This is a genomic window from Hymenobacter psoromatis, from assembly GCF_020012125.1.
GTDB lineage: Bacteria > Bacteroidota > Bacteroidia > Cytophagales > Hymenobacteraceae > Hymenobacter > Hymenobacter psoromatis.
In genome coordinates this window covers 1,200,432-1,226,287 of the sequence record NZ_JAIFAG010000001.1, presented here as the reverse complement: position 1 = coordinate 1,226,287, position 25,856 = coordinate 1,200,432, and the positions used below count along the sequence as shown (strand labels likewise).

Annotated in this window: 17 protein-coding genes and 1 pseudogene; 10 read left to right on the top strand and 8 right to left on the bottom strand. The window is 59.7% G+C overall.

From position 1 onward, the window contains the following. Positions 1–11: 11 nt before the first annotated feature. The 4 genes from LC531_RS05245 to LC531_RS05230 all read right to left on the bottom strand — a co-directional run bounded on the left by LC531_RS05245 (position 12) and on the right by LC531_RS05230 (position 7,426). The gene (locus LC531_RS05245) at positions 12–1,136 is read right to left on the bottom strand and encodes a glycoside hydrolase family 26 protein (RefSeq protein WP_223649260.1); all 1,125 of its coding nucleotides are present in this window, start codon (positions 1,134–1,136) and stop codon (positions 12–14) included. A 3-nt stretch (positions 1,137–1,139) separates the two neighbouring features. Then, a complete protein-coding gene (locus LC531_RS05240) occupies positions 1,140–2,426 on the bottom strand; it encodes a glycoside hydrolase 5 family protein (protein ID WP_223649259.1) in 1,287 nt (428 codons plus the stop codon). A gap of 110 nt (positions 2,427–2,536) precedes the next feature. Continuing rightward, entirely contained in the window at positions 2,537–4,222 is a 1,686-nt protein-coding gene (locus LC531_RS05235) for a RagB/SusD family nutrient uptake outer membrane protein (protein WP_223649258.1), read from the bottom strand. Between the two features lie 18 nt (positions 4,223–4,240). Then, a complete protein-coding gene (locus LC531_RS05230; protein WP_223649257.1) occupies positions 4,241–7,426 on the bottom strand; it encodes a SusC/RagA family TonB-linked outer membrane protein in 3,186 nt (1,061 codons plus the stop codon). Positions 7,427–7,681: 255 nt separating this feature from the next. Here LC531_RS05230 and LC531_RS05225 point away from each other — a divergent pair, with 255 nt between their 5' ends. Next, positions 7,682–8,557, top strand: coding sequence for a helix-turn-helix domain-containing protein (locus LC531_RS05225; RefSeq protein ID WP_223649256.1), 876 nt, complete (start codon positions 7,682–7,684; stop codon positions 8,555–8,557). 83 nt (positions 8,558–8,640) lie between these two features. Here LC531_RS05225 and LC531_RS05220 read toward each other — a convergent pair whose 3' ends face one another. After that, complete coding sequence (locus LC531_RS05220) at positions 8,641–10,902, bottom strand: GH92 family glycosyl hydrolase (protein ID WP_223653863.1); 2,262 nt, start codon at positions 10,900–10,902, stop codon at positions 8,641–8,643. A 360-nt stretch (positions 10,903–11,262) separates the two neighbouring features. Here LC531_RS05220 and LC531_RS05215 point away from each other — a divergent pair, with 360 nt between their 5' ends. The 6 genes from LC531_RS05215 (at position 11,263) to LC531_RS05190 (ending at position 18,445) form a co-directional block, all read left to right on the top strand. Then, entirely contained in the window at positions 11,263–12,582 is a 1,320-nt protein-coding gene (locus LC531_RS05215) for an inositol-3-phosphate synthase (protein ID WP_223649255.1), read from the top strand. Between the two features lie 121 nt (positions 12,583–12,703). After that, complete coding sequence (locus LC531_RS05210) at positions 12,704–13,153, top strand: phosphatidylglycerophosphatase A family protein (protein ID WP_223649254.1); 450 nt, start codon at positions 12,704–12,706, stop codon at positions 13,151–13,153. Between the two features lie 4 nt (positions 13,154–13,157). Beyond that, positions 13,158–13,541 (top strand): GtrA family protein, encoded by a 384-nt coding sequence (locus tag LC531_RS05205; protein ID WP_223649253.1) that lies wholly within the window; start codon positions 13,158–13,160, stop codon positions 13,539–13,541. Continuing rightward, positions 13,538–16,108 (top strand): DUF5686 and carboxypeptidase-like regulatory domain-containing protein, encoded by a 2,571-nt coding sequence (locus LC531_RS05200; RefSeq protein ID WP_223649252.1) that lies wholly within the window; start codon positions 13,538–13,540, stop codon positions 16,106–16,108. The genes LC531_RS05205 and LC531_RS05200 overlap by 4 nt, the downstream gene beginning before the upstream one ends. 13 nt (positions 16,109–16,121) lie before the next feature. Continuing rightward, positions 16,122–17,405 (top strand): DUF4833 domain-containing protein, encoded by a 1,284-nt coding sequence (locus LC531_RS05195; RefSeq protein ID WP_223649251.1) that lies wholly within the window; start codon positions 16,122–16,124, stop codon positions 17,403–17,405. Positions 17,406–17,437: 32 nt separating this feature from the next. Next, positions 17,438–18,445 (top strand): phosphatase PAP2 family protein, encoded by a 1,008-nt coding sequence (locus LC531_RS05190; protein WP_223649250.1) that lies wholly within the window; start codon positions 17,438–17,440, stop codon positions 18,443–18,445. Positions 18,446–18,491: 46 nt separating this feature from the next. Here LC531_RS05190 and LC531_RS05185 read toward each other — a convergent pair whose 3' ends face one another. Next, positions 18,492–20,486: a sialate O-acetylesterase gene (locus LC531_RS05185; protein WP_223649249.1), complete on the bottom strand. Its 1,995-nt coding sequence runs from the start codon at positions 20,484–20,486 to the stop codon at positions 18,492–18,494. A gap of 165 nt (positions 20,487–20,651) precedes the next feature. Between LC531_RS05185 and LC531_RS05180 the strand changes: the two genes are divergently transcribed. From LC531_RS05180 to LC531_RS05170, 3 genes are all read left to right on the top strand, one after another. Then, on the top strand, positions 20,652–22,016 hold the full coding sequence (locus LC531_RS05180) for a sugar MFS transporter (protein ID WP_223649248.1): 1,365 nt from the start codon (positions 20,652–20,654) through the stop codon (positions 22,014–22,016). 102 nt (positions 22,017–22,118) lie between these two features. Continuing rightward, positions 22,119–23,183 carry a glycoside hydrolase family 43 protein gene (locus LC531_RS05175; RefSeq protein WP_223649247.1) on the top strand — a complete coding sequence of 355 codons (1,065 nt, stop codon included), beginning with the start codon at positions 22,119–22,121 and terminating at the stop codon, positions 23,181–23,183. A gap of 3 nt (positions 23,184–23,186) precedes the next feature. Continuing rightward, the gene (locus LC531_RS05170; RefSeq protein ID WP_223649246.1) at positions 23,187–24,353 is read left to right on the top strand and encodes a glycoside hydrolase family 26 protein; all 1,167 of its coding nucleotides are present in this window, start codon (positions 23,187–23,189) and stop codon (positions 24,351–24,353) included. Positions 24,354–24,545: 192 nt separating this feature from the next. On the opposite strand, the gene LC531_RS22980 is transcribed toward LC531_RS05170, so the two are convergent. Both LC531_RS22980 and LC531_RS22975 read right to left on the bottom strand, forming a co-directional pair. After that, positions 24,546–24,926, bottom strand: coding sequence for a T9SS type A sorting domain-containing protein (locus LC531_RS22980; RefSeq protein ID WP_416139046.1), 381 nt, complete (start codon positions 24,924–24,926; stop codon positions 24,546–24,548). Between the two features lie 378 nt (positions 24,927–25,304). Beyond that, positions 25,305–25,829: pseudogene (locus LC531_RS22975) on the bottom strand (CBM35 domain-containing protein); the annotation flags it as partial. Positions 25,830–25,856: the final 27 nt, after the last annotated feature.

The following is a 25,856-nucleotide window of genomic DNA, read 5'->3' as shown; positions in this document are numbered from 1 at the left end:
ACTAACAGGGATTATAACGTCTTGGTGTACAGATGCAGTGGCGCTATCTGCTTCTCCAGCAGAATTTTACCATTCTGGGTAAATTGCTTGAAATTGGCGGCGCTGGGCTGGCCCGGAAAAGGCGCGAAGTAGTGCTTCGGGTCGCCATTGCGCCAGGTGAGGGCGTAGGAAACCGGGTACTTCTCCAGCAGGGGTAGCATGGTGCCGGTCCACCAGGTGGGGTCGGGCAGGCTTTCGTAGCCAAACTCGGTGAGGGCGGGCAGCTTGTGATGAGCTTGGCTGATGGTGAGCAGCGCGGCCAGCTTGCGCTCCATTTCCTGCCGGAACTTGGGTACGTTGTTGCAATAATCATCAAAGCCCATCACGTCCACATAGGCATCGCCGGGGTAGCGCTCCAGGTAGTCGGCCTCGTCTTTGAAATCGGCCGCCGAGTAGGCGATAATCAGATTGTGCAGCTTCTTATCCTTGCGTAAGTAGTTGACACTGAACTGCCAGAGGGTCTTGAACTCCTCCGGGGTGCACTCCTTCTTACCCCACCAGAACCAGGAGCCCGTATGCTCGTGAAACGGCCGGAAAATCACCGGAATGGCCTCGCCTTTGCTGCCCTTCAGGCTGCCCAGGAAAGTCGCCACGCGGTCGAGGTAGCTCACGTACTTGGCATGGTCCGCACCGCCGGGCAGGATGTAGGGGACGGTGCGCGTGGTATCCCAGGCCGTTTTGCCATCGTGCGGGTTGTTAAGGTGCCAGCTAATGGTGATAACCGCGCCCTGCTCGTAGCCCTGCTTGATGTAGCCCCTCATGCGGTCAAACGGCACGCCGTCGAGATTACGGGCGCTGTCCAGCTCGATGTGCCCCAGCTCCCAGCCAAAAACGGCGGGGTAGGAGCCGCTCACGGTTTTCACGTCGGCGCGGTTGGCATCGCCCTTCCACATCTGGCCCTGGCTGATGCCGTAGGCCAGCGCATCCTGGTGCCCAAACATAGTGCCCTTGCTTACCAAGCGGTGGAGGTTAGCCAGCAACAGCTTGGTTTCGGGGGTGGCGGCGGGGTCGGAGGAGGGGGCAGCCTGGGCATGCGCGCGGCCGGCCAGCGTGGTGGCGGCCAGCGCCAGGCCCAGCGTGAGCTTACGAAAATTCATGGCTTATTTTATGGTTTTAAGGTACTTGCCAATAACGGCCCAGGTAGATTTGTCCACGTCGAATACCGAATTCAAGCCCTGCTCTTCGCCGCCGGGGTCGCCCATGTAGGCATCGCCAGCCTTCCAGAACACCTGGCCCGGCACGGGCCGAGCCGAGCCCCCGAAGGCCCAGAAGTTGTAGCCCGCAATAATCGGATGCTGCTTCATCATTCCAAATAAGGCGTTGTAGTACTCGTCGCGCAACGTGGTGCTGGCGGCAAGGGTGAATACCTGGCCGTCGCGCGGCAGGCCAAACTCCTCTATCACCAGCGGCTTGCCCAGCTTCTGGGCCTCGGCCGCGTGCTTGTCCACGTAGGCCGTGGCTCTGGCAATTACGGCGGGCATTCCTTTAGCCGTGGCCGTGTCGCGGAACCAGCCCCAGTTCTTGGGCCAGATGTGGATGGTGAGATAGTCGATATTGGGGTCGGCGTGCACGCGCTCGTACACGGCCATGTTATTATCGGTGGCGATGTCGCCCTCGCTACCAGTCGTCAGCAAGTGGTTTTTATCCAATGACTTAACCAAGGAGGCGGTTTGCTGCATCCAGGTCTCAAAGGCTGGCGTGGCGGCGGCCGTCATTGGCCGGGGCTCATTGATAATTTCCCAGGCCATGATGGCCGGGTCCTGCACGTAGGGCTTCTTGGTCAGGGTATTGGTACGGCCCAGCACGTAGCGGATGTAGCCGGCAACTTGCTGTTTGCAGGGCTCGCAAGTGTAAAACTGCGCGATATACTGCTGAAACTTATTCCAATTAAAATCCGGGTCTTTAGGCAGGGGCTGGTTGGGATAGCCATTCCATTCCAGGTACTGGCTTAAGCCGCCACTCCATTCCCAGGTATTGGTAAAGTGCAGCACGGCCTTCATCTGGCGCTTGTCCAGTTCGGCCAGTAGGTAGTCGAGGCCACGAGCAATATTTTCGTCAAACTTACCCGGCTCAGTTTGCAGGGGCTGAAGTACGCGGTACTGATAGCCGTGGCTCAGCCCCTCGGCTCCTACCATTACGCGCAGGTTAGTAACGCCCTGCTTTTTCAAAAAATCTAGCTCCTTGACGAGGCGGGCTTTGCCAGCCTCACCCTGAGTAGCCAGCAGGCCCCCGTACCAGTAGTTGGCCCCGATGTAGCGGTAGGGCTTGCCATCGAGCGTGAAACCAGTACCCTGCCGCCGCACGAAGCCGGCAGGCTGGGCAAAAGCCTGGGTGCACCCCAAGGCCAGCGCGGCCAATAGCAGCGAGCGCGACAGAATGGTTTTCATAAATATGTACGCATGGTGTAGTACTCCTCGAAAGCAACGAGGCCGTTCCTGGTCTGTGGCAAGTAGCCACCCGGCAGGAACGGCCTCTGGAGCGTTAGTTGACCAGCTGCTTACCAGCCGGCGTTCTGGGTCACCGAGGGGTTGGCTAATACTTCGGCCACGGGCAGCGGCACGAGTAGGGTACGCTGGTCGCGGCTCTTGAGCACATTCTGCTTGGACAAGCCAATCTGGTTCATCGTCTGCAAGTACACGCCCCAGCGCTGGAGGTCGTAGCGGCGGTCCGACTCAAAGGCCAGCTCTTGGCCCCGCTCAGCGAAGATGGCGCTGCGCATTTGCAACTGGTTGAGATTTGAAGGGTCAAGCAGCGGGTCCTGGGCCGCGGTCGCGGTTTGGTTCGAGCGAACGCGTACTTGCAGATAATATTTGCGGGCATCGGGAGTATTCCCGTTCAGCTCGTTTTCGGCCTCCGCATACACGAGTAGCACGTCGGCGTAGCGCAGCAGTGGGTAGTTGGTGGCTCCAAAGTTGCCGTCGCTGTTGTTGGGAGCAATAGGCTTGCCGGGGACGTAGTACTTGAGAATCTGCGCCTTGTTCTGGTAGCGTGCGAAGGTGGTATCGCCCTTGGCCGGCTTAGCTCCCGTCTTGGTATTGACGGATACGATGTAGTACTTCAGCGAATCGGTGCGGGGGTAGAAATAGTAGAAGGGACCATTGCCGTAGTCCTCGAACCAGAAGTGCGTCACATCCTTGGTTATCCGGTCGTCGAGGGGGCTGAACTGCTGGTAGAAGTTGGTATCCATCCAGAGGTAGCCCCTACCCCCTAGGTCGCCCGAGGTGAAGTAGTTGTTCACGAAGTTGGAGTGGATGGTATTGCCGGCCAACGTCTGCTCCATGAACATGTGCTCCACCAAATTATCGTTCGACTTTTTCCACAGGTCCATGTAGTTCGGAAACAGCGAGTACTTACCGCTGGTGATGAGCTTACCAGCCTCATCCTTAGCCAGTTGGTAGTACTGCTTGCTGTCGAAGCCTTCGTAGCCGGCTACCACGTCCTTATTGTAGGTGTAGAAACCGTTGTCTTTACCGCCCTGGACCGTCATCTGCGCGCCTTTCAGCGAGGCCGAGCCGATGGTAGCATAGACCTTGGCCAGCAGACCCTGCGCCGCGCCTTTGTTGACGTGGCCCAGCGCACCCGAGCCGGGGTCGCCCTGGTAGGGCATCAGGGTTTCGCCTTGTTGCAGGTCGTCGATAATCTGCTTATACACGTCGGACACCGACGAGCGTGGAATATTGGTGTCGGTGATGGACGTAACCGAGGCCGTGCGCAGCGGCACTGGCCCGAAGAGCTTGACTAGGGTAAAGTAGCTGAACGCGCGCAAGAAGTGGGCTTCGCCCAGAATACGGTTCTGCTGCGTTTTATCCATCGTGATGGCCGGCACGCGCTCCAGCACCGTGTTGGCGCGAGCAATCACGGCGTAGGGCCCGGTAAACATGATGGGCGTTTTATAATCGCCGAGGTAGTTGCCCGATCCAATGCCGGTGAGCGCGAAGCTGGCCCCGGCAATATGGTCGTCGTCTTCCGATAGGAATTCCCAGTACGGCTTGGTAAACCAGTCGTAGGAGTTGAAGTCGGAGTATACGCCCGCGATGGCCGCCTCGGCGTCATCAGCCGACTTATACACGTTTTCGGGGGCGTAGAAGTCGTAAGGTACCTCGTCGAGCGTCTTTTTGCAGCCGGTAGCGGTTAGCAGCAGCGCCGCACCTGCGCCCAGCAGTAGTTTATTAAAGGTATGCATATCGGGTGGGGTAAGAGGTTAGAAGCCGACGTTGACCCCAGCCGAGAACTGCCGGGAGGTGGGGTAGTTACCTAGGTCTACGCCGCGCAGGGCCGGGTTCTGGCCGTAGGCGTTCACCTCCGGGTCGTAGCCCTTGTAGTGCGTCCAGGTCACGAGGTTGGTGGCACTGACGTAGACGCGCACACTGCGTATGCCATACTGCTTGAAGTCGAAATTGTAGCCCAGCGTCGCGTTCTTGAGGCGTACATAGGAGCCATCCTCAATAAAGCGATTGCTGAATAGGAAGGGTACCTCGTCCGAATATACAGCCTTACGGTTGGTACCGTTCGGGTTCTGGGGCGTCCAGCGGTTATCCCAGGCTTCCTGGGTAATGTTGTTGCTGCGGGTCGTACCCAGGTTTTCGGAAGTTACCCGCGTAAAGTTCACGATGTCGTTGCCCACACTACCCTGAAAGAATACCGTCAGGTCGAAACTCGCGTAGTTGAACGTGTTGTTGAAGCCAAATACATACTTCGGGTTCACATTGCCGATAACCTGCTGGTCATTCGAGTCAATTACACCATCCCCGTTTATGTCTTTATACTTGATTTCGCCGGGTGCCGCGCCTTGTTGCTTGGCGTGAGTCTGCACGTCGGCATCATTCTTAAAAATAGCTTCTTCCTGGTAGCCATACACCCGGCCCAGCGACTGCCCGGCCTGCAAGATGAAGGGTAACACTTCGGGACCGGTAGAAATACGCGGTGAGAAAGCGACGGTTTTATTCGCGCCCAGGTCAATAATCTTGTTCCGGTTGAAGGAAATGTTGCCCGAGGGCGTCCACTTAAACTTGTCCGAATCGATGGCCCGCACGGTGGCCGAGATTTCCAGGCCACGGTTCTGCACCTGGCCGGCGTTTATCTGGCCGGTGCCAAAGCCCGTGTCAGGAGGCAGCGGCAGCTGTTGCAGCAGGTTCTTGGTTTGCTTATCGTACACGTCCACCGTCAGGTTGAGGCGGCCTTTCAGAAAGCCAATGTCCACGCCGGCGTCGCCCTGGTAAGTAGTTTCCCAGGTCAAGTTGGGGCTAGGTAGCGAGCTAACGTAGAAGCCGTTGACTAGCTGGCCGTTGAAGACGTAGGAGTTGGGTGTGAGGCGGGCCAGCGACTGGTAAGCCCCAATGGCCTGGTTGCCCGACGAGCCATAACTCAGGCGCAGTTTAAGGTCGCTGAATACGTTGGAGTTCTTCAAAAACTCTTCGTCAATGGCGCGCCAAGCGAAGGCACCGGCCGCGAACGGCGCGTACTTATGACTGGGCGCGAACTGGCTGGCTCCGTCTACCCGGCCCGTAAGGGTGAAGAGGTAGCGGCCCAGAAAATTATAGTTAACGCGGCCCAGGTACGAAATCAGCTTGGTTTCGCTGCGGCCCGATGTCAGCAGGCGGTTGGTCGCCGCACCCAGGTTGTTGTCCTGAAGCACGTCGTTCAGAAAACCGTAGGCGTTGATGCTGTTGTTATTGTAGTTATTGTCGGTATAGGTAAAGCCCGCTACCGCCGTCAGGTCGTGCTTTTCGTTGAACTTGTGGGTGTAGGTAGCGATGTTTTCCGACGTGATATCGAACTCGTTGTAGGTCGAAACGGTGGCCACGCCCATCAGTGCCCCACCTTCGTAGGTGTTGCGGGGGTAGTACACGTTGCGGGTTGAGGCGTAGTAGTTCAGACCCAGGCGGCTACGAAATTGCAAACCCGGTAGTATATTAAAAACCAGTGAGTTAGACGAGAAGATGGAGTTAACCAGGTTCTGGTTTTTCACGTCTTGGATGTAGCTCAGCGGGTTGGTGGTCGTCACCTGGTCGGGCGGTGTAACGTAGCGCCCCCCGGCAAATTTTAGCGAGTCGTTGCCAACCTGTGCCGTCGGCGCGTAGCGCAGGGCCGAGTAGATAACGCCCGCGTTGCCCTCACTATTGGACGAGGCCGTTTTCACCAGTTTGTTGAGCGAGCGGCTCACTTGGGTGCTCGTCTCAAAGGTCAGCCACTTCGTCACGTTGCGCGTCACGTTGAGACGCAGGTTGCCTTGCTCAAAGTTGGAGTTGCTGACGATGCCGCTCTGCTTAACATAGTTGGCCGAGATGGCGAAGCTACCCTTGTCGCCGCCGCCTCCCGAAAACAATACCGAGGCCTCGTTCACCGGACCATTGTGGAAAATTACGTCCTGCCAGTTAGTGTTGTAATTCGCAAAGTCCGACGGGATAGCCGAGCGCAGCCCGGTCAGCGGGTCGAGGCGACCCGAAAACGGCAGGGCGTAGTACTGCGTGGTGTCGCTGCCCGCGTAGTATTTGTTGTAGTTGGTAAACTTCTCGTTGAGGTAGGTCGCGTAGGTTTGCGCGTCGAGCACCTTGATTTGCTTGCGTATCTTGTCAAAGCCCGTGCGGAACGACACGTCTACCCGGTCTTGGCCGCTCTGGCCGCGCTTGGTAGTCACGATAACCACGCCGTTGGCTCCGCGCGAGCCGTAGATGGCCGTGGCCGAAGCGTCCTTCAGGATTTCGATGCTCTCGATATCGCTGGGCCGCAGGAAGTTGAGCGCGTTGGTGGTTTGCACCGCGTTGTCGCTGCTGCTGGTGGCCCCGCTGGGGGTAGAGGAGTCGTTATTAACTTGCAGCGGCACGCCGTCAATCACGTAGAGCGGCTGCGAGTTGGTACCAAACGAGTTGATGCCCCGAATCTGGATGTTGATGCCCGCGCCTGGCGCGCCGTCGTTCTGGGTCACCTGCACGCCGGCCACCTTGCCCTGCAAGCCGCGGTCGAAGGATAGCGGCCGCCCGATTTGCAGCTCATCGGCCTTGATGGAAGCTACCGAGCCGGTGAGGTCGCTTTTCTTCACCGAGCCGTAGCCCACCACCACCACGTCGTTCAGGCTCTGCCCATCCTGGCGCAGCGTCACATCAATCGTGCTGCGGTCGCCGATGGTGACTTCCTGCGGTGAGGTGCCGATAAAGTTGATTACCAGCGCGTCGCTGCCCGCGGGCACCGTGATGGAATAGTGGCCGTTGGCGTCGGCCGTAGTCCCAATCTGCGTATTCTTGACCCGAATGCCGGCCCCAATCAGCGGCTCGCCCTTGATATCGCGAACCGTGCCCTGCACTACGCGGCCCTGGGCCTGTGCCGCTGCCTGCAACGACGCGCATAGCATAGCGGGCACGACTACTGTCGTGAGTAACGATGCTCTCATAAAATTTGATTTAGGTGGGAATGTAACGAGACAAAGGTCCTGAGAAAGACACCTCCCTGGTAATACTATTCTGACTTTTGCTTGTAGCAGATTTGCGCATTATTAAGTAATTATGAATTTTTTATACGCCAATTGCTTGCTTATCAGGCTAAATTTTGTAAATAGCGTCTAAATAACGGTTCACTGGCGGCTGATAGCATTTTGCCTAAAAAGTGTACTTTTATTGACTCAAACTATTTATCCCCTTTCCCACCCATGAAACAGGACATCATGCGCGAAATCACGCCGCTTACTCAAAGCGACTGCTTCACGCTCTTCTCGCGGGTTAAGAAAAAATTCGATTTCCCGCTGCACTACCACGAGGAATATGAGTTGAACCTCATCCTGAACGCGTCTGGGGCTAAGCGCATCGTAGGCGATAATATTGAAGTTATTGAGTCCGCCGAACTGGTACTAGTAGGGCCCAATCTGTATCACGCCTGGTTTACGCATAAGTGTCAGAATGAGCATATTACGGAGCTGACTATCCAGTTTCACAAGGACCTGTTTGAGGACCGGCTGCTGCGCCGCAATCAGCTCAGCTTCATCAAAACCATGTTTGATAAGGCGCAGCGCGGCATCCTGTTCTCGCCCGACACGATTGAGCGCCTGCGGCCCCGGCTGCTACAGCTGGAGCAGAAAAACGGCTTCGACTCGGTGCTGGAACTACTCTCCATTCTGCACGACCTGTCTACGTCGCGCAATATGCGCACGCTTTCCGACTCGTCTTCTGATAATGAGCAATTTAACTACAACAGCCGGCGCATTGAGAAGGTATTTGAGTACATGAACACCAACTACAGCCGGCCCATCACGCTCACCGAAGTGGCCAAGGTGGCCAACATGCCGGAGGCATCGTTCAGCCGCTTTATCAAAAAGCGCATCGGCAGCACCTTTATCGACAGCCTCAACGAAATTCGCCTGGGCCACGCCACCCGGATGCTGATTGATACCACTCACAACGTGGCCGAGGTGGCCTACAAATGCGGCTTCAACAACATTTCCAACTTCAACCGCACGTTTAAGAAACGCAAGGGCTGCACGCCCAAGGAGTTCCGGGGTAATTTTTCGGGTAACCGGATATTTATCTAGCGGGCACTAGCTGAGCCCTGTCCTTGCGAGTATGTTGCGCAGCAAGCAAGGGCAACATGCTCGCAAAGACAGACGATTAAAATTCACTGCGGCTTCGACACCGAAAAAGGCGCATCCCCTACCCCCGTGCCGCGCGTCTGGTTGGGCTGGGCGCTCATCTCGAAGTCCAAGGTCGCGCCCTTCAGCAGTGCGGCGTGGCTGATATAGTTGCGCGAATACGGCTGGCCGTTGACTTTCAGCTGGTTGACATAGCGATTGGTAGCCGAGTTGGCGGGCGCGCGCAACACCACATCGTGGCCGCCGGGCAGGTGCAGGGTAGCCTTCGGGAAGAGCGGCGCGCCGAGCACGTACTGGTCGCTGGCCGGGCACACGGGGTAGAAGCCCAGGGCCGAAAACACGTACCAGGCCGACGTCTGGCCGTTGTCCTCGTCGCCGCAGTAGCCATCGGGGGTAGGGCGGTAGAGGCGGTCGAGCACCTCGCGCACCCAGTACTGCGCCTTCCAGGGCTGGCCGGCGTAGTTGTAGAGGTAGATAATGTGCTGGGCCGGCTGGTTGCCGTGGGCATACTGGCCCATGTTGGCCACCTGCATCTCCCGGATTTCGTGAATCACCTCGCCATAGTACGAGTAGTCGAAAGTGGGCGGCAGGGTGAACAGCGTGTCGAGCTTGGCCACGAACCGCGCCCTACCCCCCATCAGGTTCATCAGGCCCTGCACGTCGTGAAACACCGACCAGGTGTACTGCCAGCTGTTGCCTTCGGTGAAGGCATCGCCCCACTTGAAAGGGTTGAAGGGGACCTGAAAAGAGCCGTCCTGGTTACGGCCGCGCATCAGGCCGGTTTGCTTGTCAAACAGCCGGCGGTAGTTCTGGGCGCGGCGGGCGTAGAGGTCAATTTCCTTGCGCGGCTTTTTCAGGGCCTTAGCCAGCTCCGAGATGGCAAAGTCGTCGTAGGCATATTCGAGGGTGCGGGCGGCGTTTTCGTTGATTTTCACGTCGCAGGGCACGTAGCCGAGCTTGTTGTAGTAGGCTACCCCGGCGCGGCCCACGGCCGATAGCGGGCCGGCGTTATTGGCATCGTGGGTCAGGGCTTGGTAGAGCGTTTCGATATCGTAGCCGCGCGCGCCCTTGAGGTAGGCTTCGGCCACCACCGAGGCTGAGTTGTTGCCCACCATCACGTTGCGGTAGCCGGGGCTGGCCCACTCGGGCAGCCAGCCGCCCTCGCGGTAGTCGTTGGCGAGGCCGGCCTGCATTTGGGCGCTTTCCTCGGGGTAGAGCAGGTTGAGGAGCGGAAACAAGGCCCGAAACGTGTCCCAGAACCCGGTATCGGTGTAGAGAAAGCCGGGCGGCGTTTCGCCGTTGAATGGGCTGTAATGCACCGGCTGGCCGGCCGCGTCCAGCTCGTAGAACCGCCGCGGAAACAGCAGCGCCCGGTATAGGCACGAGTAAAACGTTTGGCGCTGGGCCTCGCTGCCGCCCTCTATTTCGACCCGGCCCAGGGCCTGGTTCCAGGCTTGGCGGCCTTTTTCCTTTACGGTATCAAAATCATCGGTGCCCAGCTCCTGCAAGTTGCGCTCGGCCTGCTCGGCGCTGATAAACGAGGAAGCTACCCGCGCCTGTACCTGCTCACCGCGGCGGGTGCGGAAGCTCACGGCCGCGCCGGTATGCGCAGCGCTGGCCTCCTGCACACCAGCAACTTCCTGCTCATCCACATACACGTGGCTGGCCGTGAAGGGCTGGTCGAATATTACCACGAAGTAGTTTTTAAAGTTGGCCGGCACACCGCCGCTGTTCTTAGTCGTGTAGCCGATGATTTTGCGCTCGGCCGGCAGCACCTTCACCATCGAGCCCTTATCCAGCGCATCGAGCACTACCCAGGCGCTATCGGTGCGCGGGAAGGTGAAGCGGAAGCGGGCCGCCCGCTCGGTGGGCGCTAGTTCGGTGGTCAGGTCATAGTCGGCCAGGTACACGCTGTAGTAGTAGGGCCGGGCCACCTCGCTTTTGTGCGAAAACCAGCTGGCGCGGGCTTCCTCGCTCACTTTTATTTTACCCGTGCCGGGCATCAGGGCAAACTGGCCGTAGTCGTTCATCCAGGGCGAGGGCTGGTGCGTTTGCTTGAAGCCTCGGATTTTATTAGCCTCGTACTGGTAGGCCCAGCCGTTGCCCATTTTGCCGGTTTGGGGCAGCCAGCAATTCATGCCCCAGGGCCGGGCAATGGCCGGGTAGGTATTGCCATTCGAGAAATCGGGCTTCGAGTCGGTGCCCATCAGCGGGTTCACCAGGTCGGCGGGCGTGGGGGGGGTAGGGCCGGGAGCCTGGGCCAGCGCGACTGCGCCAAAGCCGCTCATACCCACCCACAGCGCCGCTGGTTTGACTAGATTTATCATAACTGAAGCTAAAATTTTTCAATAATTCCAACAAAGCCCCCTGCCAGGCCGCCGCCGGGGCCTCGCGCGGGTTCTTGCCGGCCCAAATAACGGTTACGGGCGCTCACGGGCGGGCGACCCGCGCAGGTCGCCGGCTCCGGGGCCAGTCGGCCAGCTCCGGCCGCGACGGGTTAAATGCGGCCTTCCAGATAACTTTGCGCCCCGAATTGGTTATATGCTTCTGACGCGGATGAGGTAATTCTGATTTTTATCCGTCTTTTTGCACCAAATCGGTAGCCATAACCCCACCCTGCTGCACGCAGCACCGCATACCACTTCAACATGAGAGAACAAAAAGCACCGCTCGCGCCGGCCGAAGGCAAACTTGGTATCCTGCTGCCCGGCATGGGAGCCGTAGCTACGACGCTAATTGCGGGCGTGCTAGCCGTGCGCAAAGGCAGCGGCCAGCCTATCGGCTCGCTCACGCAGATGGGTAAAATCCGCACCGCGACCGGTAATCTTAAAATCAAGGACTTTGTGCCGCTGCCGAGCCTCGATGACATTGAGTTTGGGGGCTGGGACGTGTATGAGGACAACGTGTACGAGGCAGCGATGAAGGCCGGGGTGCTGGATTACAAGACCTTGCAGCCCGTGCGCGCCGAGATGGAGGCGCTGGTACCGATGAAGGCTGCCTTCGACCCGCGCTACGTGAAAAACCTGGACGGAACGCACGTGAAGTCCTACACTACCAAGCTCGACCTGGCCGAGCAGGTTATCGCCGATATCCGGCAATTCAAGGCCACCCGCAGTTGCAGCCGCCTGGTGATGGTGTGGTGCGGCTCGACGGAAATCTACCATGAGCTGAGCGACACGCACCGCACGCTGGCCAACTTTGAGGCGGGCCTGAAGGCCAATGCGGCCGACATTGCGCCGAGCATGATATACGCCTACGCCGCCCTGCGCGAGGGCGTGCCCTACGTGAACGGCGCGCCCAACCTGACCGTGGACGTGCCCGCCCTGCTGGAGCTGGCCGCTACTACTGGCACGCCGGTGGCCGGCAAGGACTTCAAAACCGGCCAGACGCTGATGAAAACCATTCTGGCCCCCGGCCTGAGCGTGCGCTCGCTGGGCGTGAAGGGCTGGTTTTCCACTAATATTTTGGGTAACCGCGACGGCCTGGTGCTGGACGACCCCGATAACTTCCGTACCAAGGAAGTGTCGAAGCTGAGCGTGCTCGACAGCGTGTTTCACCCCGAGGAAAACCCGGAGCTGTACGGCGATATGTACCACAAGGTGCGCATCAACTACTACCCCCCCGCCGGCGACAACAAGGAGAGCTGGGACAATATCGACATCTTTGGCTGGCTGGGCTACCCCATGCAGATTAAGATTAACTTCCTCTGCCGCGATTCCATCCTGGCCGCCCCGCTGGTGCTCGACCTAGCCTTGTTTATGGATTTGGCCAAGCGCGCTGGCATGTCGGGCGTGCAGGAATGGCTCTCGTTCTACCTCAAATCACCCCAAACCGAGCCCGGCCTGCGGCCCGAGCACGACATTTTCAAGCAGTACGTGACCTTGCACAACACCCTGCGCCTGCTCATGGGCGAGGAGCCCGTGACCGCCGCCAGCGAGGAGGCGTACCAAGATGGCCCAGCAGCGTAGGGTTTGGAGGTAGCAGGGAAAGGGGGAGGTAGAAAAATTCAGTTAAAAAGTCCTTTCTCTTACCGGCGGCTCCCCTACCCTCCCATCCTCCTACCCCCAAACCCTTCTAATCATCAACCAAGTGTTCAAGCAATTTGCCAGCGTGCTGGGCATCGGGTACGTGAAGGGCGGCGGCACAGTAGCGGCGGCGGCCTGCGGCCTGGCCCTGTACCTGAGCCGCGCCAGCGGCTCCACGCACCGGCCCTGGCCGGCGGCCGGCCTTACGCTGGCTCTGCTGGCCGGCGGCACGCTGGCGGCCGAGCGCGTGGAGCCCGAGTGGGGCAAAGACAGCTCGCGGGTCGTGCTTGACGAAGTGGCGGGGATGTGGGTGAGTATGCTGGGCGTACCCGTGACGGGACTGCGCCTGCTGGCCGGGCTAGTGCTTTTTCGGTATTTTGATATCGCCAAACCCTTATTTATCAGAGATATGGAGAAGCTGCCGGGCGGCGCGGGCGTGATGATGGACGACGTGCTGGCCGGCCTCTATACTAACCTGCTGCTACGGGCCGGCGTGCGGCGGGGCTACCTCTAGGCGCGTGGCGGGCACCCATCGGTTTTTGCGGGCGCAGGCCGCCGCCGCGACCGGCACGGCCGTCGATTTCCTGGTCACCGTCGCGCTGGTGGAGGGGCTGCACAGCTGGTATTTGCTGGCCACGGCGCTGGGCAACGCGGCCGGGGGCCTGGTTAATTTTTACCTGGGGCGGCACTATGTGTTTCAGGCCCCGAACCAGCAGGCGTCAGCGCAGGGCGGGCGCTATTTTTTAGTGTGGCTAGGCAGTATGGGATTGAACGCCGGGGGCGTTTATGTGTTTACCCAAGGATTGCACGTCAATTACCTGGCTAGCAAAGTGCTGGTATCGCTGGTGGTAGGCATCGGGTTTAACTATTTTTTGCAGCTCTATTTTGTATTTAGAAAATGATAAGGCGTTGGCATAGTGACCTTTGGGGGCCGGTGGGGCTGCTCGGGCTATTGCTGCTGCTGGCGGGACCAATCCTGGCCCAGACGACTACCGTGCGGGGAGTAGTGACCGATGCCCGGACGAAAGAGAAGCTACCCTTCGTGAGCGTGGCCGTGCCGCAAACTACCATTGGGGTTAATACTGACGAGCAAGGGCGCTTCACGCTGCAAGTGCCGGCGCAGTACAACACCCTGATTTTTACCTACCTGGGCTACCGGCCGGTGACGCGCACCTTCGTGCCCGGCGCACCGGTAGAATTGAGCGTGCAGCTGGCGACCACCTCGGCGCAGCTCAACGAGGTGGTTATCAAGGGTATCAAGCCGCCGCGCTACAAGAACAAGGATAACCCCGCCGTGGAGCTTATCCGGCAGATTATTGCCCACCGCGCCGAAAACCAGCCCGAGAGCTACCCCTACGTAGAATATGAGAAATACGAGAAGATGGCCTTCTCCTTCAGCAACTTATCCGAGAAATTTAAGAATAAGAAGATATTTCGCAACTACCAGTTCCTGTTCAAGCAGCAGGACTCAACGGCGGTGGGCGGGGTGAACATTTTGCCGGTGTACCTGGAAGAAAAGCTGGCGCGGGAGTACTACCGCAAGGACCCACCCGCGCTCAAAACCGTGGTGCTGGGTAGCAAGCAGGTGCAATTCGACAAGCATTTTATTGATAATGATGGCCTGAGCACCTACTTCAACCGGATGTATCAGGACATCAACATCTACGATAATAACGTGAGCCTGCTCGGCAACCAGCTGCTGAGCCCGATTGCCAACGGCGGCCCCACGTTTTACCAGTACTACATCACCGACACGCTCAAGGAGCATGTGCCGCAACTCATCGAGCTGAGCTTTGGGCCGCGTAACCGCGGCGATTTGCTCTTCACAGGCAAGCTCTACGTGACAATGGATGGCAACTACGCCGTGCAGCGCGCCGAGTTGGGGGTAGATAAGCGCATCAACCTCAACCTGGTAAAGAACTTCAGTGCCAGCCTGGAGTTTGCCCTGAACCCCGACCGGCGCTACCACCTGCGCAAGAGCGTGCTCGACATTGAGTTTGGCCTGACGCAGAAGGGCTCCGGCTTTTTTGGCGAGCGCACGGTCATCTATGAGAAGTACCGCATTGGGCAGCCTGAGCCGGATAGCCTCTACGCCGGCCCGGCGGTGGTGGTGGCCGATAGTAGCGCCGGCCGCGGCCTGGCCTACTGGCAGCGCAACCGGCCCGATAGCCTGACGCTGACCGAGCGCACGATTTACAAAAACATCGATACCCTCCAGACTATCAAGTCGTTTCAGCGCACGCTCACGCTGGCTACGTTCCTGTTTTCGGGCTATAAGGCGTTCGGGCCGATTGACGTGGGGCCGTCCAATACTTTTTACAGCTTCAACCCGGTGGAGGGCTTCCGGCTGCGGGTGGGGGGTAGGACGACACCGGACTTCAGCAAGCGCATTTATTTCGAAACCTACGGGGCCTACGGCTTTAAAGACGAGAAGTGGAAGTACTTCTTCAGCTCGACGTATTCGCTTAATAATAAGTCGATTTACACGTTTCCGCAGAACTTTATCCGAGCTAGTTTTCAGCGCGACACCAAGATTCCGGGGCAGGAGCTGCAATTCGTGCAGGAGGATAACTTCCTGCTTTCCTTCAAGCGCGGGCTGAATGACAAGTATTTGTACAACGATATTGCGCGCCTCGATTACCTGCACGAGTTCAACAACCATTTTTCCTACGCGCTGGGCTTCAAAAACTGGCTGCAAAGCCCGGCTGGCGGCCTGTATTTTCGCAACTACGTGGGTGGGGAGGAGCACGTGATTAGTGGCCTGCGCACCACCGAGCTGGGCCTGACGCTACGCTGGGCCCCGCGCGAGAAATTTTACCAGGGCAAGCTTTACCGCACGCCCATTATCAGCCCCGCGCCCATTTATACCCTCGTTCTCAACGCGGGTTTTAAGGGTGTGCTGGGCGGCGAGTATACGTATCAAAACCTGGTTTTCAACTTCAGCAAGCGGTTTTACTTCTCGCAGCTAGGCCACACCGACGTGACGTTTGAAGCAGGTAACCTGTTCGGGCAGGTGCCGTTTCCATTGCTCGACATTCACCGCGCCAACCAAACGTTTTCGTACCAGCTCCAGTCGTACAACCTGATGAACTTTCTGGAGTTTTCGAGCGACCACTACGCCAGCCTGTTCCTGGACCATAATTTCAACGGCTTCATCTTCAATAAGCTACCCCTGCTGCGGCGGCTCAAGCTGCGCGAAGTAGCCTCCCTGAAGCTGCTCTACGGTGGCCTGCGCGACCAGAACAACCCCGCCCTGCACCCCGAGCTATTCGAGTTCCTGCGCGCCGACCTGGGCCGGGGCCAGCCCATCGCGTTCTCGCTGGGCAGCCAGCCCTACGCCGAGGCCAGCGTAGGTTTGGCTAATATTTTTAAGCTGTTTCGGGTGGACCTGGTGCGCCGCCTCACGTACCTGGACAACCCCAACGTGGCGGAGTGGGGCATCCGGGGCCGGTTTAAGTTTGATTTTTAACGCGCTGATTTGCATGACATTCGATGCCCTCCGCACCGCGCTGCAAGGCGGTATCTATAAGATTATCAATCCGTTTGTGCGGCTGCTGATTCGGCTGGGCTTCACACCCAACGCGGTGACGCTTACCGGCTTTGGGCTGAATGTGGGGGTAGCAGTGCTGTTTATCGTGGGTGGCGAGGAGGGCAACCGCGGCGACCTGCGCTACGTGGGTTGGGGCGGCGCACTCATCCTGTTCGCGGGCTTGTTCGATATGCTCGATGGGCAGGTGGCACGGCTCGGCAACATGAAAAGCACGTACGGCGCGCTGTTCGACTCGGTACTGGACCGGTATAGCGAGCTATTTACCTTCATGGGTATCTGCTACTACCTGGTGGCGCATCACTACTTGCTGGGCTCGCTGTGCGCGTTCATTGCCCTCATCGGCTCGATGATGGTGAGCTACACCCGCGCCCGCGCCGAAGGCCTGGGCGTGGAGTGCAAGGGCGGCCTGATGCAGCGCCCCGAGCGGGTTGTTTTGCTGGGTGTGAGCGCGTTGGCCTGCGGCGTTAGCTCGGCCTGGCTGGGCGGCGACTACAAGCTGTTCGTGCCGGGCATCCCGTTTCACGTGTTTGAAACGATGTCGATTCTGACATTTCCGATTGCGGTGCTGGCCCTGCTGGCCAACATCACGGCCGTAGCGCGCCTGCGCCAGGCCAAGCAAGCGCTACACGCACGGGAAGCCGCGGCGGCCGTATCCCTACCCCCCTCCCAGGCGGCGGCGGCACTACTTATTGGCTTGCTGTGCAGCAGCTTAGCGCTGGAAGCGGCTCCGCAGCAGCCGCAGCCCATGCTCACGTTTCCGGTGCCCAGCGGCATTGCGCACCAGCTCTTTTATTTGCAGCGCGACCCCAATACCAACACGGTGGTTTACCAGCTGAATGTGAACGAGGCCGGGCAGCTAAACGAGGACGAGCCCATCAACATTTTCTGGCTGCGCTACCAGGAGCAGGGCCAGCGCAAGCCGCTGAATTTTATTCAGCGCCACTTTGCCTACGGTTTTACTTCCAAGAAGTTAGCTCCAAATAAATACGAGCTTAAATTTGCCGCCTATGGCAAAATACCGCTCTACCTCATGAAGTCCGGCTCCGACAACACCTTTCACGTGTTCGTGACCGTGGCCAACACCCAGATTCAGCTGGAGCGCGTGTACCTGCGCATCGAGGGTGGCACGTTCTGGGTACCCAATGTCCGCTACATTGAGCTGCAAGGGCTGAATACCGCCACCCACGCGCCCGTGTCCAAGCGCCTGACCGTGTAGCGCCGCCCGGCCCTACCCCCCTTTCGCTGCTTATGCTTGCTACCCCCCCCGACGCGACCCGCCCCGCCCGTCGCACCGCTGCTACCTGGCTCGTGCCGGCCTTTACGCTGGCCTACGCGCTGCTTTCCTACCGGCTGCTGGGCTTCCACTCCGAGCAGTTGGTACTGGTAGTGCTGGTCAATGGCTGCTACTTCGCGTCCGGCGTCACGCGGCGGCTCATCACCGGGTATTCCATCTTCCTGGTTTATTGGGTCTTGTACGATTACATGAAGGTGCTTCCCAATTACGCCTTCCGGGCGGTGGACGTGGCCCCGCTTTATTTCACGGAGAAAAGCCTGTTCGGAATTTCCTACCACGGCCAGGTCCTGACACCCAACGAGTTCTGGCTCTTACACAAGTCTGCGCTGCTCGACGTGGTGGCCGGGGCCTTCTACCTCTGCTGGATACCCGTGCCGATACTCTTCGCGGGCTATTTGTATTTTACCCGGCGCGGACTGTTTCTGGAGTTTGCCCTGACTTTCTTGCTGGCCAATCTGTTCGGGTTCGTCCTTTATTACCTGCACCCGGCCGCGCCGCCGTGGTACGTGCAGCAGTATGGCCTGCGGTTTCAGCCCCTCACGGTGGGCAGCACGGCTGGCCTGGCCGGCTTCGATAAGTACTTCGGCATCAGCTTATTTGAGGCGCTCTATAAGAAGAATTCCAACGTTTTCGCGGCCATGCCCTCCATGCATTCGGCCTACCCGGTACTGGTGCTGTACTACGCCATCAAGAGCCGCCTGGGCTGGTTCAACCTGTTTTTTGTGACCGTAATGCTGGGCATCTGGTTCGCGGCCGTCTACAACAGCCACCACTACGTGCTGGATGTGCTGGCCGGCATTACCACGGCGCTGACGAGTATCTTCCTCTTTCAGCTGCTGCTGGCTAAAAGCGCCCTGTTCCAGCGGTTTATAGCGGCTTACCTACGGGCTATAACACTCCCAGAGAAGCCTAGTCAGGTTATAGCGCGGTCGGATACGGGGTTTGCCCCCGCCCGGCGTTGAACGAAACAGGCACGCACCGTTGACGGGCGGGGGCGAGCCCCGCACCCTACTTCTTGCCTTCCGTGATACCCGGCCAGGTATCGGTGCGGAAGGGCGGGGCGGGCAGGCCGGCGCGGTTGGCGAGGTTGCCGTCGGGGTTGCTGGCCCAGTCGTAGCGCACGGCCACGGGGCGGGGCACTTCGGGGCTCTGCACCTCCACTTCTTTGCCCACTATGCGGGCCGTGGCCCAGTGAAACTGATGGTCGGCCCCGGCCACGGCGAAGCCGTGCAGCGTTGGGCCTTTCACATCTAGTCCCGTGCCAAGATGCGTAAATTTCAGGCGCACGGCCGCGCCGACCACCGTCATGCTGGCGTAGGTGGGGCCGCTGTACGTCAGCTGGTTATCGCCGTAGGCGACGTGGCGGGCGGCCAGGACCAGGCGGCGGCCTACCTCCTGTTTGTTGTGGGGATGAATGTCATCGGGATTACCGATGTCGATGGCTGTGGCCATGCCCGTACGGGGCAGCCGGAGCGCCCCGGCCTGCGCCTCGCGCAGCTCGGCCCAGTCCGACTCGGCGGGCTGGGGTAGGGCAGCCTGAAAATTAGCCAGCTGCACGAACAGGAAGGGCAACTCGCTGCCCCAATGCTGCCGCCAATCGGTGATGAGCGCCGGAAACAGGGTGCGGTACTGTGCGGCCCGCTCCACGTTAGTTTCGCCCTGGTACCAGATAACGCCCTTGAAGGCAAAGGGCTGGAGCGGCGCTATCATGGCGTTGTAGAGCGTGGCCGGGGCCATCTGCGCCCCGCCGGGCACGGGCGGCACCGGCTGGTCCTGGGGGGGTAGGCCCACCTGGTACTGCCAGGGGCCGGCCAGCGGCAGCGTCTGGCCCGCGCCGCTCAAAGCCAACTGCGCGGGCTCGCCCCCGATACCGCCACTACCCCCCCTATCCAGCACCCGCACCACAATAACGTTGCGGCCGGCGCGCACCAGCCCGGCCGGCACCACGTAGCTGCGCGGCTGGTCGCGGTCGTGGCCGCTACCCACCTTCACGCCGTTGAAATACGTGCTGTCGGCATCTTCTACCTTGCCCAGCGTCAACGTGAGCGGCTGCCCAGCCAAGCGGGCGGACAGGTCAATTTCCTTCCGAAACCACACTACGCCGTCGTAGGTCGCCAAGCCGGGCTGGGTTTCCCAGGGGCCGGGCAGCGGCATGGTGGGCCAGGCGCGGGCATCGAAGTCGGGCGCGGCCCAGGTCTGACCGCCAAGCAGGTAGCCTTTATCGTAGCGGCGGCTGTTGTCCAGCCGCTCGCGGCGCTGGGTGTCGTAGGCGTGCTGGTCGTCGCTCAGGCTGGTGGTTTTGGCGGCAAAAGCGGCCAGCCGCGCCCCAAACTCGGGCAGCTCGCGCAGGCCCTCGGCGCTCACCCAGGCTTCGGCAGGGGTGCCGCCCCAGTTGCTCACCACCACGCCCACCGGCACCTGGTACTGCTGGTACAAGCCGCGGCTAAAAAAGTACGCCACCGCCGAAAATCCGGCTACCGTGGCGGGGCTGCACACCTGCCAGCCAGTACCCGCCGCCTCGGCCTGGGGCCGATAGGCCGCGGCCTGATTGACGGTAAAGAACCGGATGCGGGGCCAGTTGGCGGCCGCTATTTCCTGGTCGGCATCCTGCACCGGCTGGTAGCCCCCCGGATACGAGTCCTTCACCTTAAACTGCATATTGGACTGCCCCGAGGCCAGCCACACGTCGCCCACCAGCACGTCGGTCAGCTCAAGGGTATTCTGGCCCTTCACCACCAGCTCGTAGGGGCCGCCGGCGGGGGTAGGCGGCAGCGTGGCCTGCCAGCGGCCGCTGGCATCGGGGGCCGAGGCGGGGTAGGCCTGGCCCCGAAACGTGACGCTAACGGCCTCGCCGGGCGCGGCCCAGCCCCACACGGGCACCGGGCGGTCGCGCTGCAGCACCATGTGGCTGCCCACCAGCGCGGGCAGGCGCACGGTGGCCTGGGCGGCCGGCGCGGCCAAAGCCAGCGGCGCGGCCAGCGGGAGCAAGAAAAGAATACGCATGAGCAAAGAGGGGGAAAAGTGGCTTCCGCCAACGCGAAGGTCGGGCCTAAGCACGGGTCAGTTCTGGTATTTTCCCAACAAAAACGAATACTTCCCCGGCCTCCCGCGAGAGTGGCGAGCCGGTAGCGGATATCTTAGGGGCCAGTTTACCCTCCCCACCCATCAATGGCCGTTCCTATTTCCGCCGTTCCGTCCCGGTCTGCCGCCGGTACGGACCTCTCCCCTACCCCCCGCTACGGCTCGGCCCTGGCCGCCGTTACCACCCTGTTTTTTCTGTGGGGCTTTATCACGTCGCTGAATGACATCCTCATTCCGTACCTGAAAGCCATTTTTCAGCTCAGCTACACCCAGGCCAACCTGATTAACCTGTGCTTTTTCGGGGCGTATTTTCTGATGAGCGTTCCGGCGGGCAGCCTGGTGGCGCGCGTGGGCTACAAGCGCGGCATGCTGCTGGGCTTCGTGGTGGCGGCCCTCGGGGCTTTCCTGTTTTACCCCGCCGCCGAGCAGCGCGCCTACGGGCTGTTTCTGGGGGCGCTGTTTGTGCTGGCTTCGGGTATTACGCTGCTGCAAGTGGCGGCTAATCCTTACGTGGCTATTCTGGGGCCGCCGCGGTCAGCCTCGGCGCGGCTTTCGCTCACGCAGGCTTTCAACTCGTTTGGGACTGCGCTGGCACCGGTGCTGGGCAGCTTATTTTTGCTAAGCAGCCTGCCCGCGCTGACAGATGCTACTACGGCCGCCAGCATTGACGTGCGGGCCGTGCAGGTGCCCTACCTATTTATCGGCGGCATATTGCTGCTTATTAGCTTATTGCTGAGCCGGGTAAACCTGCCACAGATAGAGCCTGCCGAGGACGACACTACCGCTACTACCCGTGCTAGCGCTTGGCAATATCGCCACCTGCTGCTAGGCGTACTAGGCATTTTCATGTACGTGGGAGCTGAGGTAGCCATTGGCTCGCACCTAGTTAGTTATATTAGTATGGATAGTGTCATGCTGAACCTACTTTCTTACGTCCAAAAGATGATAGCGAGTGTTGGTCTGCAAAAACTTATTATTCTGCAAAACAAGCAATCTGCTGCCGGAATAATGGTATTCTTCTATTGGTTTGGCGCAATGGTGGGCCGCTTCGCCGGGGTGTATTTGCTAAATAAATTTTCTCCCGGTAAGCTACTAGCTTTCACTGCGTTGGGCGCAATACTACTCATCGGCATCTCGGTGGGCACGACCGGCTCGGTAGCCATGTGGACGCTGCTGGCGGTGGGCCTGATGAACTCGATTATGTACCCCACCATTTTCACGCTGGCGGTGGCCGGGCTGGGCCGCCACACCGAGCAGGCGTCGGGGCTGCTGTGCACGGCCATTGTGGGCGGGGCGCTGGTACCGCTGCTCTTCGGGGCGGTGGCCGACGGGCCGGGCCTGCGCTGGGCGCTGGCGCTACCCGTGGTTTGCTACGCCTACGTGGCCTGGTACGGCACGCGCGGCAGCCAGCCGGTAGGAGCGCTCGTGACGCCGCCCGTAACGCTGGTGTAATTGGTGGTGGGATGGCTTCAGTAGAACGGTCATGCTTCCTGTCGTCAGCATGACCGTTCTACTGAAGCCCAACTTATTATTCGTCTGAAGCTTACATAAAGCATGAAAACAAAGCCGCTTTTCCTCGCGCTGTCCCTGCTGGCCGGTCCCGGCGCGGTCGTGGCGCAGAGTGCCAGGCCGGCCCCTACCCCCGCTACTTCGGGCAACCCTATTTTCCCCGGCTGGTACGCCGACCCGGAAGCCGCCATTTTTGGGTCGCAATACTGGATTTATCCCACCTTGTCGGCGGTAGTGGGCGACACCTACCCGGCCAGCGAGCCAGTGGGCGTGCGCAAAGCCTACGCCCAGCAGGTGTACCTGGATGCCTTTTCCTCGCCCGACCTCGTGCACTGGACCAAGCACCAGCACGTGCTTGACACGGCCAACGTGAAGTGGGCGCGCCGGGCCGTGTGGGCCCCGGCCATCGTGGCCAAAGGCGGCAAATACTACCTGTTTTTTGGGGCTAATGATATCCAGAATAATCAGCAGCGCGGCGGCATCGGGGTAGCGGTAGCCGATAACCCGGCTGGGCCATTTAAAGACTACCTGGGCCACCCGCTGGTGGGCAAGTTTGAGAACGGCGCACAGCCCATCGACCAATTCGTATTTAAGGATAAAGACGGCAAGTACTACCTCGTGTACGGCGGCTGGCGGCACTGCAACATCGCGCGGCTCAAGGACGATTTCACGGGCTTCGTACCCGCTGTCAACGGCACGGTTTTCAAGTCCATTACGCCCCAGGGCTACGTGGAGGGGCCGATGATGTTCCGCCGCCAAGGCAAGTATTATTTCATGTGGAGCGAGGGCGACTGGATGGGGGCCGACTACTCGGTAGCCTACGCCGTGGGTGATTCTCCCTTCGGGCCGTTCCGGCGGGTAGGTAAGGTGTTGCAGCAGGATTTGCGGGTGGGCACCGGCGCGGGCCACCACTCGGTGCTGAACGTGCCGGGCACCGACCGCTGGTACATCGTGTATCACCGCCACCCGCTCGGCGACAAAGAGGGTAACCACCGCGAGGTGTGCCTGGATGAAATGCACTTTGCGAAGAACGGCGATATTCTGCCCGTGAAAATGACCAATAAAGGCGTGCGCGCCGAGCTCCTTTCCAAGCTGACCACCAATCCGTAACGCATGAAAAATTATCCTGGCTGGGCAGCGCTGCTACTGGCCGCGCCGCTGGCGCTGGCCGGCTGCGGCACCGCCCGCACGGGCCAGCCGGCCGCCGGCCGTCGCTTTCCCTACCCCGTGCAAGTAGTTGACAAGCAAGCTACTTTTCAAACCAAGGCACTGTTTTACAACCTGCGCCGCTTGCAGGGCCAGGGCATCCTGTTCGGGCAGCAGGATGCTACCCAGTACGGCATCGGCTGGCACGACGAGCCCGACCGCAGCGACGTAAAAAGCGTGTGCGGCTCGAACCCGGAGGTGTACGGCTGGGACGTGGCCGAAGTGGTGAACGCCACCCTGCGCGGCCGCAACGCCGCCACCGACACCACCCTGCGCCGCCACCGCCAACTGGTGCTCGATGCCTACCAGCGCGGCGGCCTCAATACCTATTGCTGGCACATGGACAACTTCGTGACCGGCAAGAACTTCTACGACACCACGGCCGTGGTATCGGCCATCTTGCCGGGAGGTAGCCACCACGCGGCCTACCTGAAGGCGCTTGATATCGCGGCCGACTATTTCAAAGGTCTGCAAACGCCCGATGGCACGGCGGTGCCCATCATCTTCCGGCCGTTTCATGAGCACACGGGCTCTTGGTTCTGGTGGGGCCGGCGGCACTGCACCACGGCCGAGTTTACGCAGCTCTGGCAATTCACCATCAAGTACTTGCGCGATACCAAACAGGTGCATAACCTGCTCTTTGCCTACTCGCCCGACCGCGTGCCCGACATGGCCGCCTACTTCGAGCGCTACCCCGGCGATGGCTACGTGGACGTGCTGGGCTTCGATGACTACGGCGACTTCAACACCGTGAAGACCCCCAACAAGGGCGTGACGACGCTGGCGGCCATTGTGGGCGAGGCCGATAAGCGCCATAAAATTCCGGCGCTCACCGAGGCCGGCCTGGAGAAGCTGACCGTACCCGACTGGTTCGATACCAACCTGCTAGGTCAGCTTAAAGCCGACCCGCAGGCCCGCCGCATTGCCTACCTCATGGTGTGGCGCAATGCCCACACCGGTCACTTCTACGCCCCCTACCCCGGCCATGCCAGCGTGCCCGGCTTCCTAAGCTTCTACCAAGACCCACTGACAATTTTTGAGAGCGATAAGCCGCAGCTCTACCAGGTTCAGTAGGTTGGGAACCCTGGTGCCGAGAGACGCGACCCTTCACGTGTCTCGGCATCAGGGTTCATTCACGCGACGAGAGCCGCGAAGGGTCGCGTCTCTACATCCTAAACGGTGCCACGCTTTTACTACCCTACCCCCGAAACAAAAAGAGGTCCCCGGCATCAGCCGGGGACCTCTTTTTACTTGAGCAGGTGGCGCTTAGTTTACTACTACGCGCTGCACCAGGGTAGGCTGGTCGCCGCTACGCACTACCAGTTGGTAGAGGCCGCCGGCTACGCCCGCGGTGGGCAGTTGCAGTTGGTTGGAACCGGCGCGCAGGCTGCGGGTAGTGGTGCTCACGCGCTGGCCCAAGGTATTCACCAGGTCGAAGGTGGTCTCCTGAGCATTAGCTAGCTCCAAGCTCACATTCAGGGCCTGACCGTTGGTCGGGTTGGGGTAGGCCGAGAGGGCCTTCTGGGCATCGGCGCTGGCGCGGGCAGCGGTGGCTACGCCGGTAGTCGCCGTGATGTCCACGTAGTCTATATCGAGGTAGCTGGTCTGACTGGAGAGGGTAATTGTGTTAGTACCAGCTATCATCATATACTTTCCTACTACGTAAGAGACGAAAGGATTGGGGCTACCGGCGGCAGGGTCAGTCAGTTGGAGCGGGGTAGTCAGCTTGCTTCCGGGTGAGGCAGTGGTTGCCACCTGCGTGTCGAAGCTTTTACCACCAAATTGGCCTCGGGCCCCCACGGCAACCTGGTACAGGCCAGCGGTAGCTACGGTAACGGGTAGTACAATGGCGCTGGGCGAAGGATTAGCTGTTGAAAAGGTCGATACATATCCTGTTCCCGAATAAGGACTCGTCTCATCGTCATGTACCAGGGACTGTAAGTAACTCAGTTGGCCGGCTTCTGCTTCTACTCGCCCGGCTGTGCTAGGGATGAGGGGCGCTGTTGCCGTAACCGGGGTCAGCGTGATATAATCGACACCAAAGTAGCCAAAACCGTTATCTGAGATTACAATACTATTAGCCCCGGAATTAAGCGCTATCTGAATAGCGGAAGTGCTTTTGAAATTAGCCGTCCCAATACCCGGAGCCGTCCCGTTAAAGTACACCTGATTAAGTGGGCCACCATTAACGGTGTAGGCCCCAACTTTACCGTAGCCTGCCTGGGTAGTGCCGTACTGTGATTCGTAACGAATAACCAGATTGTAAGCTCCGCCCGTCGTAACAGTCACAGGAATCGTCACTTTCAGGCTATTAGCGGGAGAATTGCCATTAAAATTAAGGTAGCCCGTGCCTGAATATGGGGTCAACGTCATATCCACCGTAAGACCAGCGCCAGCAATGGTATTGGTTGCGGCTTCTGCTTCAATCTTAATAGTTGAACCTTGCGCATGGGCCGTCGAGGTGGCCAGCAGCGCACCGCAAAAGCCGAGGGTGCCCAAGGTAGCCTTGAGCAAAGTGTGCGCCGAAGCGCGGGAGTAGGTGTGCAACATGGGGGTGGGGTTAAAAGGTAAATGGAG

Bases quoted from the DNA above. Each gene is read 5' to 3' on its own strand.
- LC531_RS05245 (WP_223649260.1), bottom strand. From the start codon at position 1,136: ATGAATTTTCGTAAGCTCACGCTGGGCCTGGCGCTGGCCGCCACCACG.
- LC531_RS05240 (WP_223649259.1), bottom strand. From the start codon at position 2,426: ATGAAAACCATTCTGTCGCGCTCGCTGCTATTGGCCGCGCTGGCCTTG.
- LC531_RS05235 (WP_223649258.1), bottom strand. From the start codon at position 4,222: ATGCATACCTTTAATAAACTACTGCTGGGCGCAGGTGCGGCGCTGCTG.
- LC531_RS05230 (WP_223649257.1), bottom strand. From the start codon at position 7,426: ATGAGAGCATCGTTACTCACGACAGTAGTCGTGCCCGCTATGCTATGC.
- LC531_RS05225 (WP_223649256.1), top strand. From the start codon at position 7,682: ATGAAACAGGACATCATGCGCGAAATCACGCCGCTTACTCAAAGCGAC.
- LC531_RS05220 (WP_223653863.1), bottom strand. From the start codon at position 10,902: ATGAGCGGCTTTGGCGCAGTCGCGCTGGCCCAGGCTCCCGGCCCTACC.
- LC531_RS05215 (WP_223649255.1), top strand. From the start codon at position 11,263: ATGAGAGAACAAAAAGCACCGCTCGCGCCGGCCGAAGGCAAACTTGGT.
- LC531_RS05200 (WP_223649252.1), top strand. From the start codon at position 13,538: ATGATAAGGCGTTGGCATAGTGACCTTTGGGGGCCGGTGGGGCTGCTC.
- LC531_RS05195 (WP_223649251.1), top strand. From the start codon at position 16,122: ATGACATTCGATGCCCTCCGCACCGCGCTGCAAGGCGGTATCTATAAG.
- LC531_RS05190 (WP_223649250.1), top strand. From the start codon at position 17,438: ATGCTTGCTACCCCCCCCGACGCGACCCGCCCCGCCCGTCGCACCGCT.
- LC531_RS05185 (WP_223649249.1), bottom strand. From the start codon at position 20,486: ATGCGTATTCTTTTCTTGCTCCCGCTGGCCGCGCCGCTGGCTTTGGCC.
- LC531_RS05180 (WP_223649248.1), top strand. From the start codon at position 20,652: ATGGCCGTTCCTATTTCCGCCGTTCCGTCCCGGTCTGCCGCCGGTACG.
- LC531_RS05175 (WP_223649247.1), top strand. From the start codon at position 22,119: ATGAAAACAAAGCCGCTTTTCCTCGCGCTGTCCCTGCTGGCCGGTCCC.
- LC531_RS05170 (WP_223649246.1), top strand. From the start codon at position 23,187: ATGAAAAATTATCCTGGCTGGGCAGCGCTGCTACTGGCCGCGCCGCTG.
- LC531_RS22980 (WP_416139046.1), bottom strand. From the start codon at position 24,926: ATGATGATAGCTGGTACTAACACAATTACCCTCTCCAGTCAGACCAGC.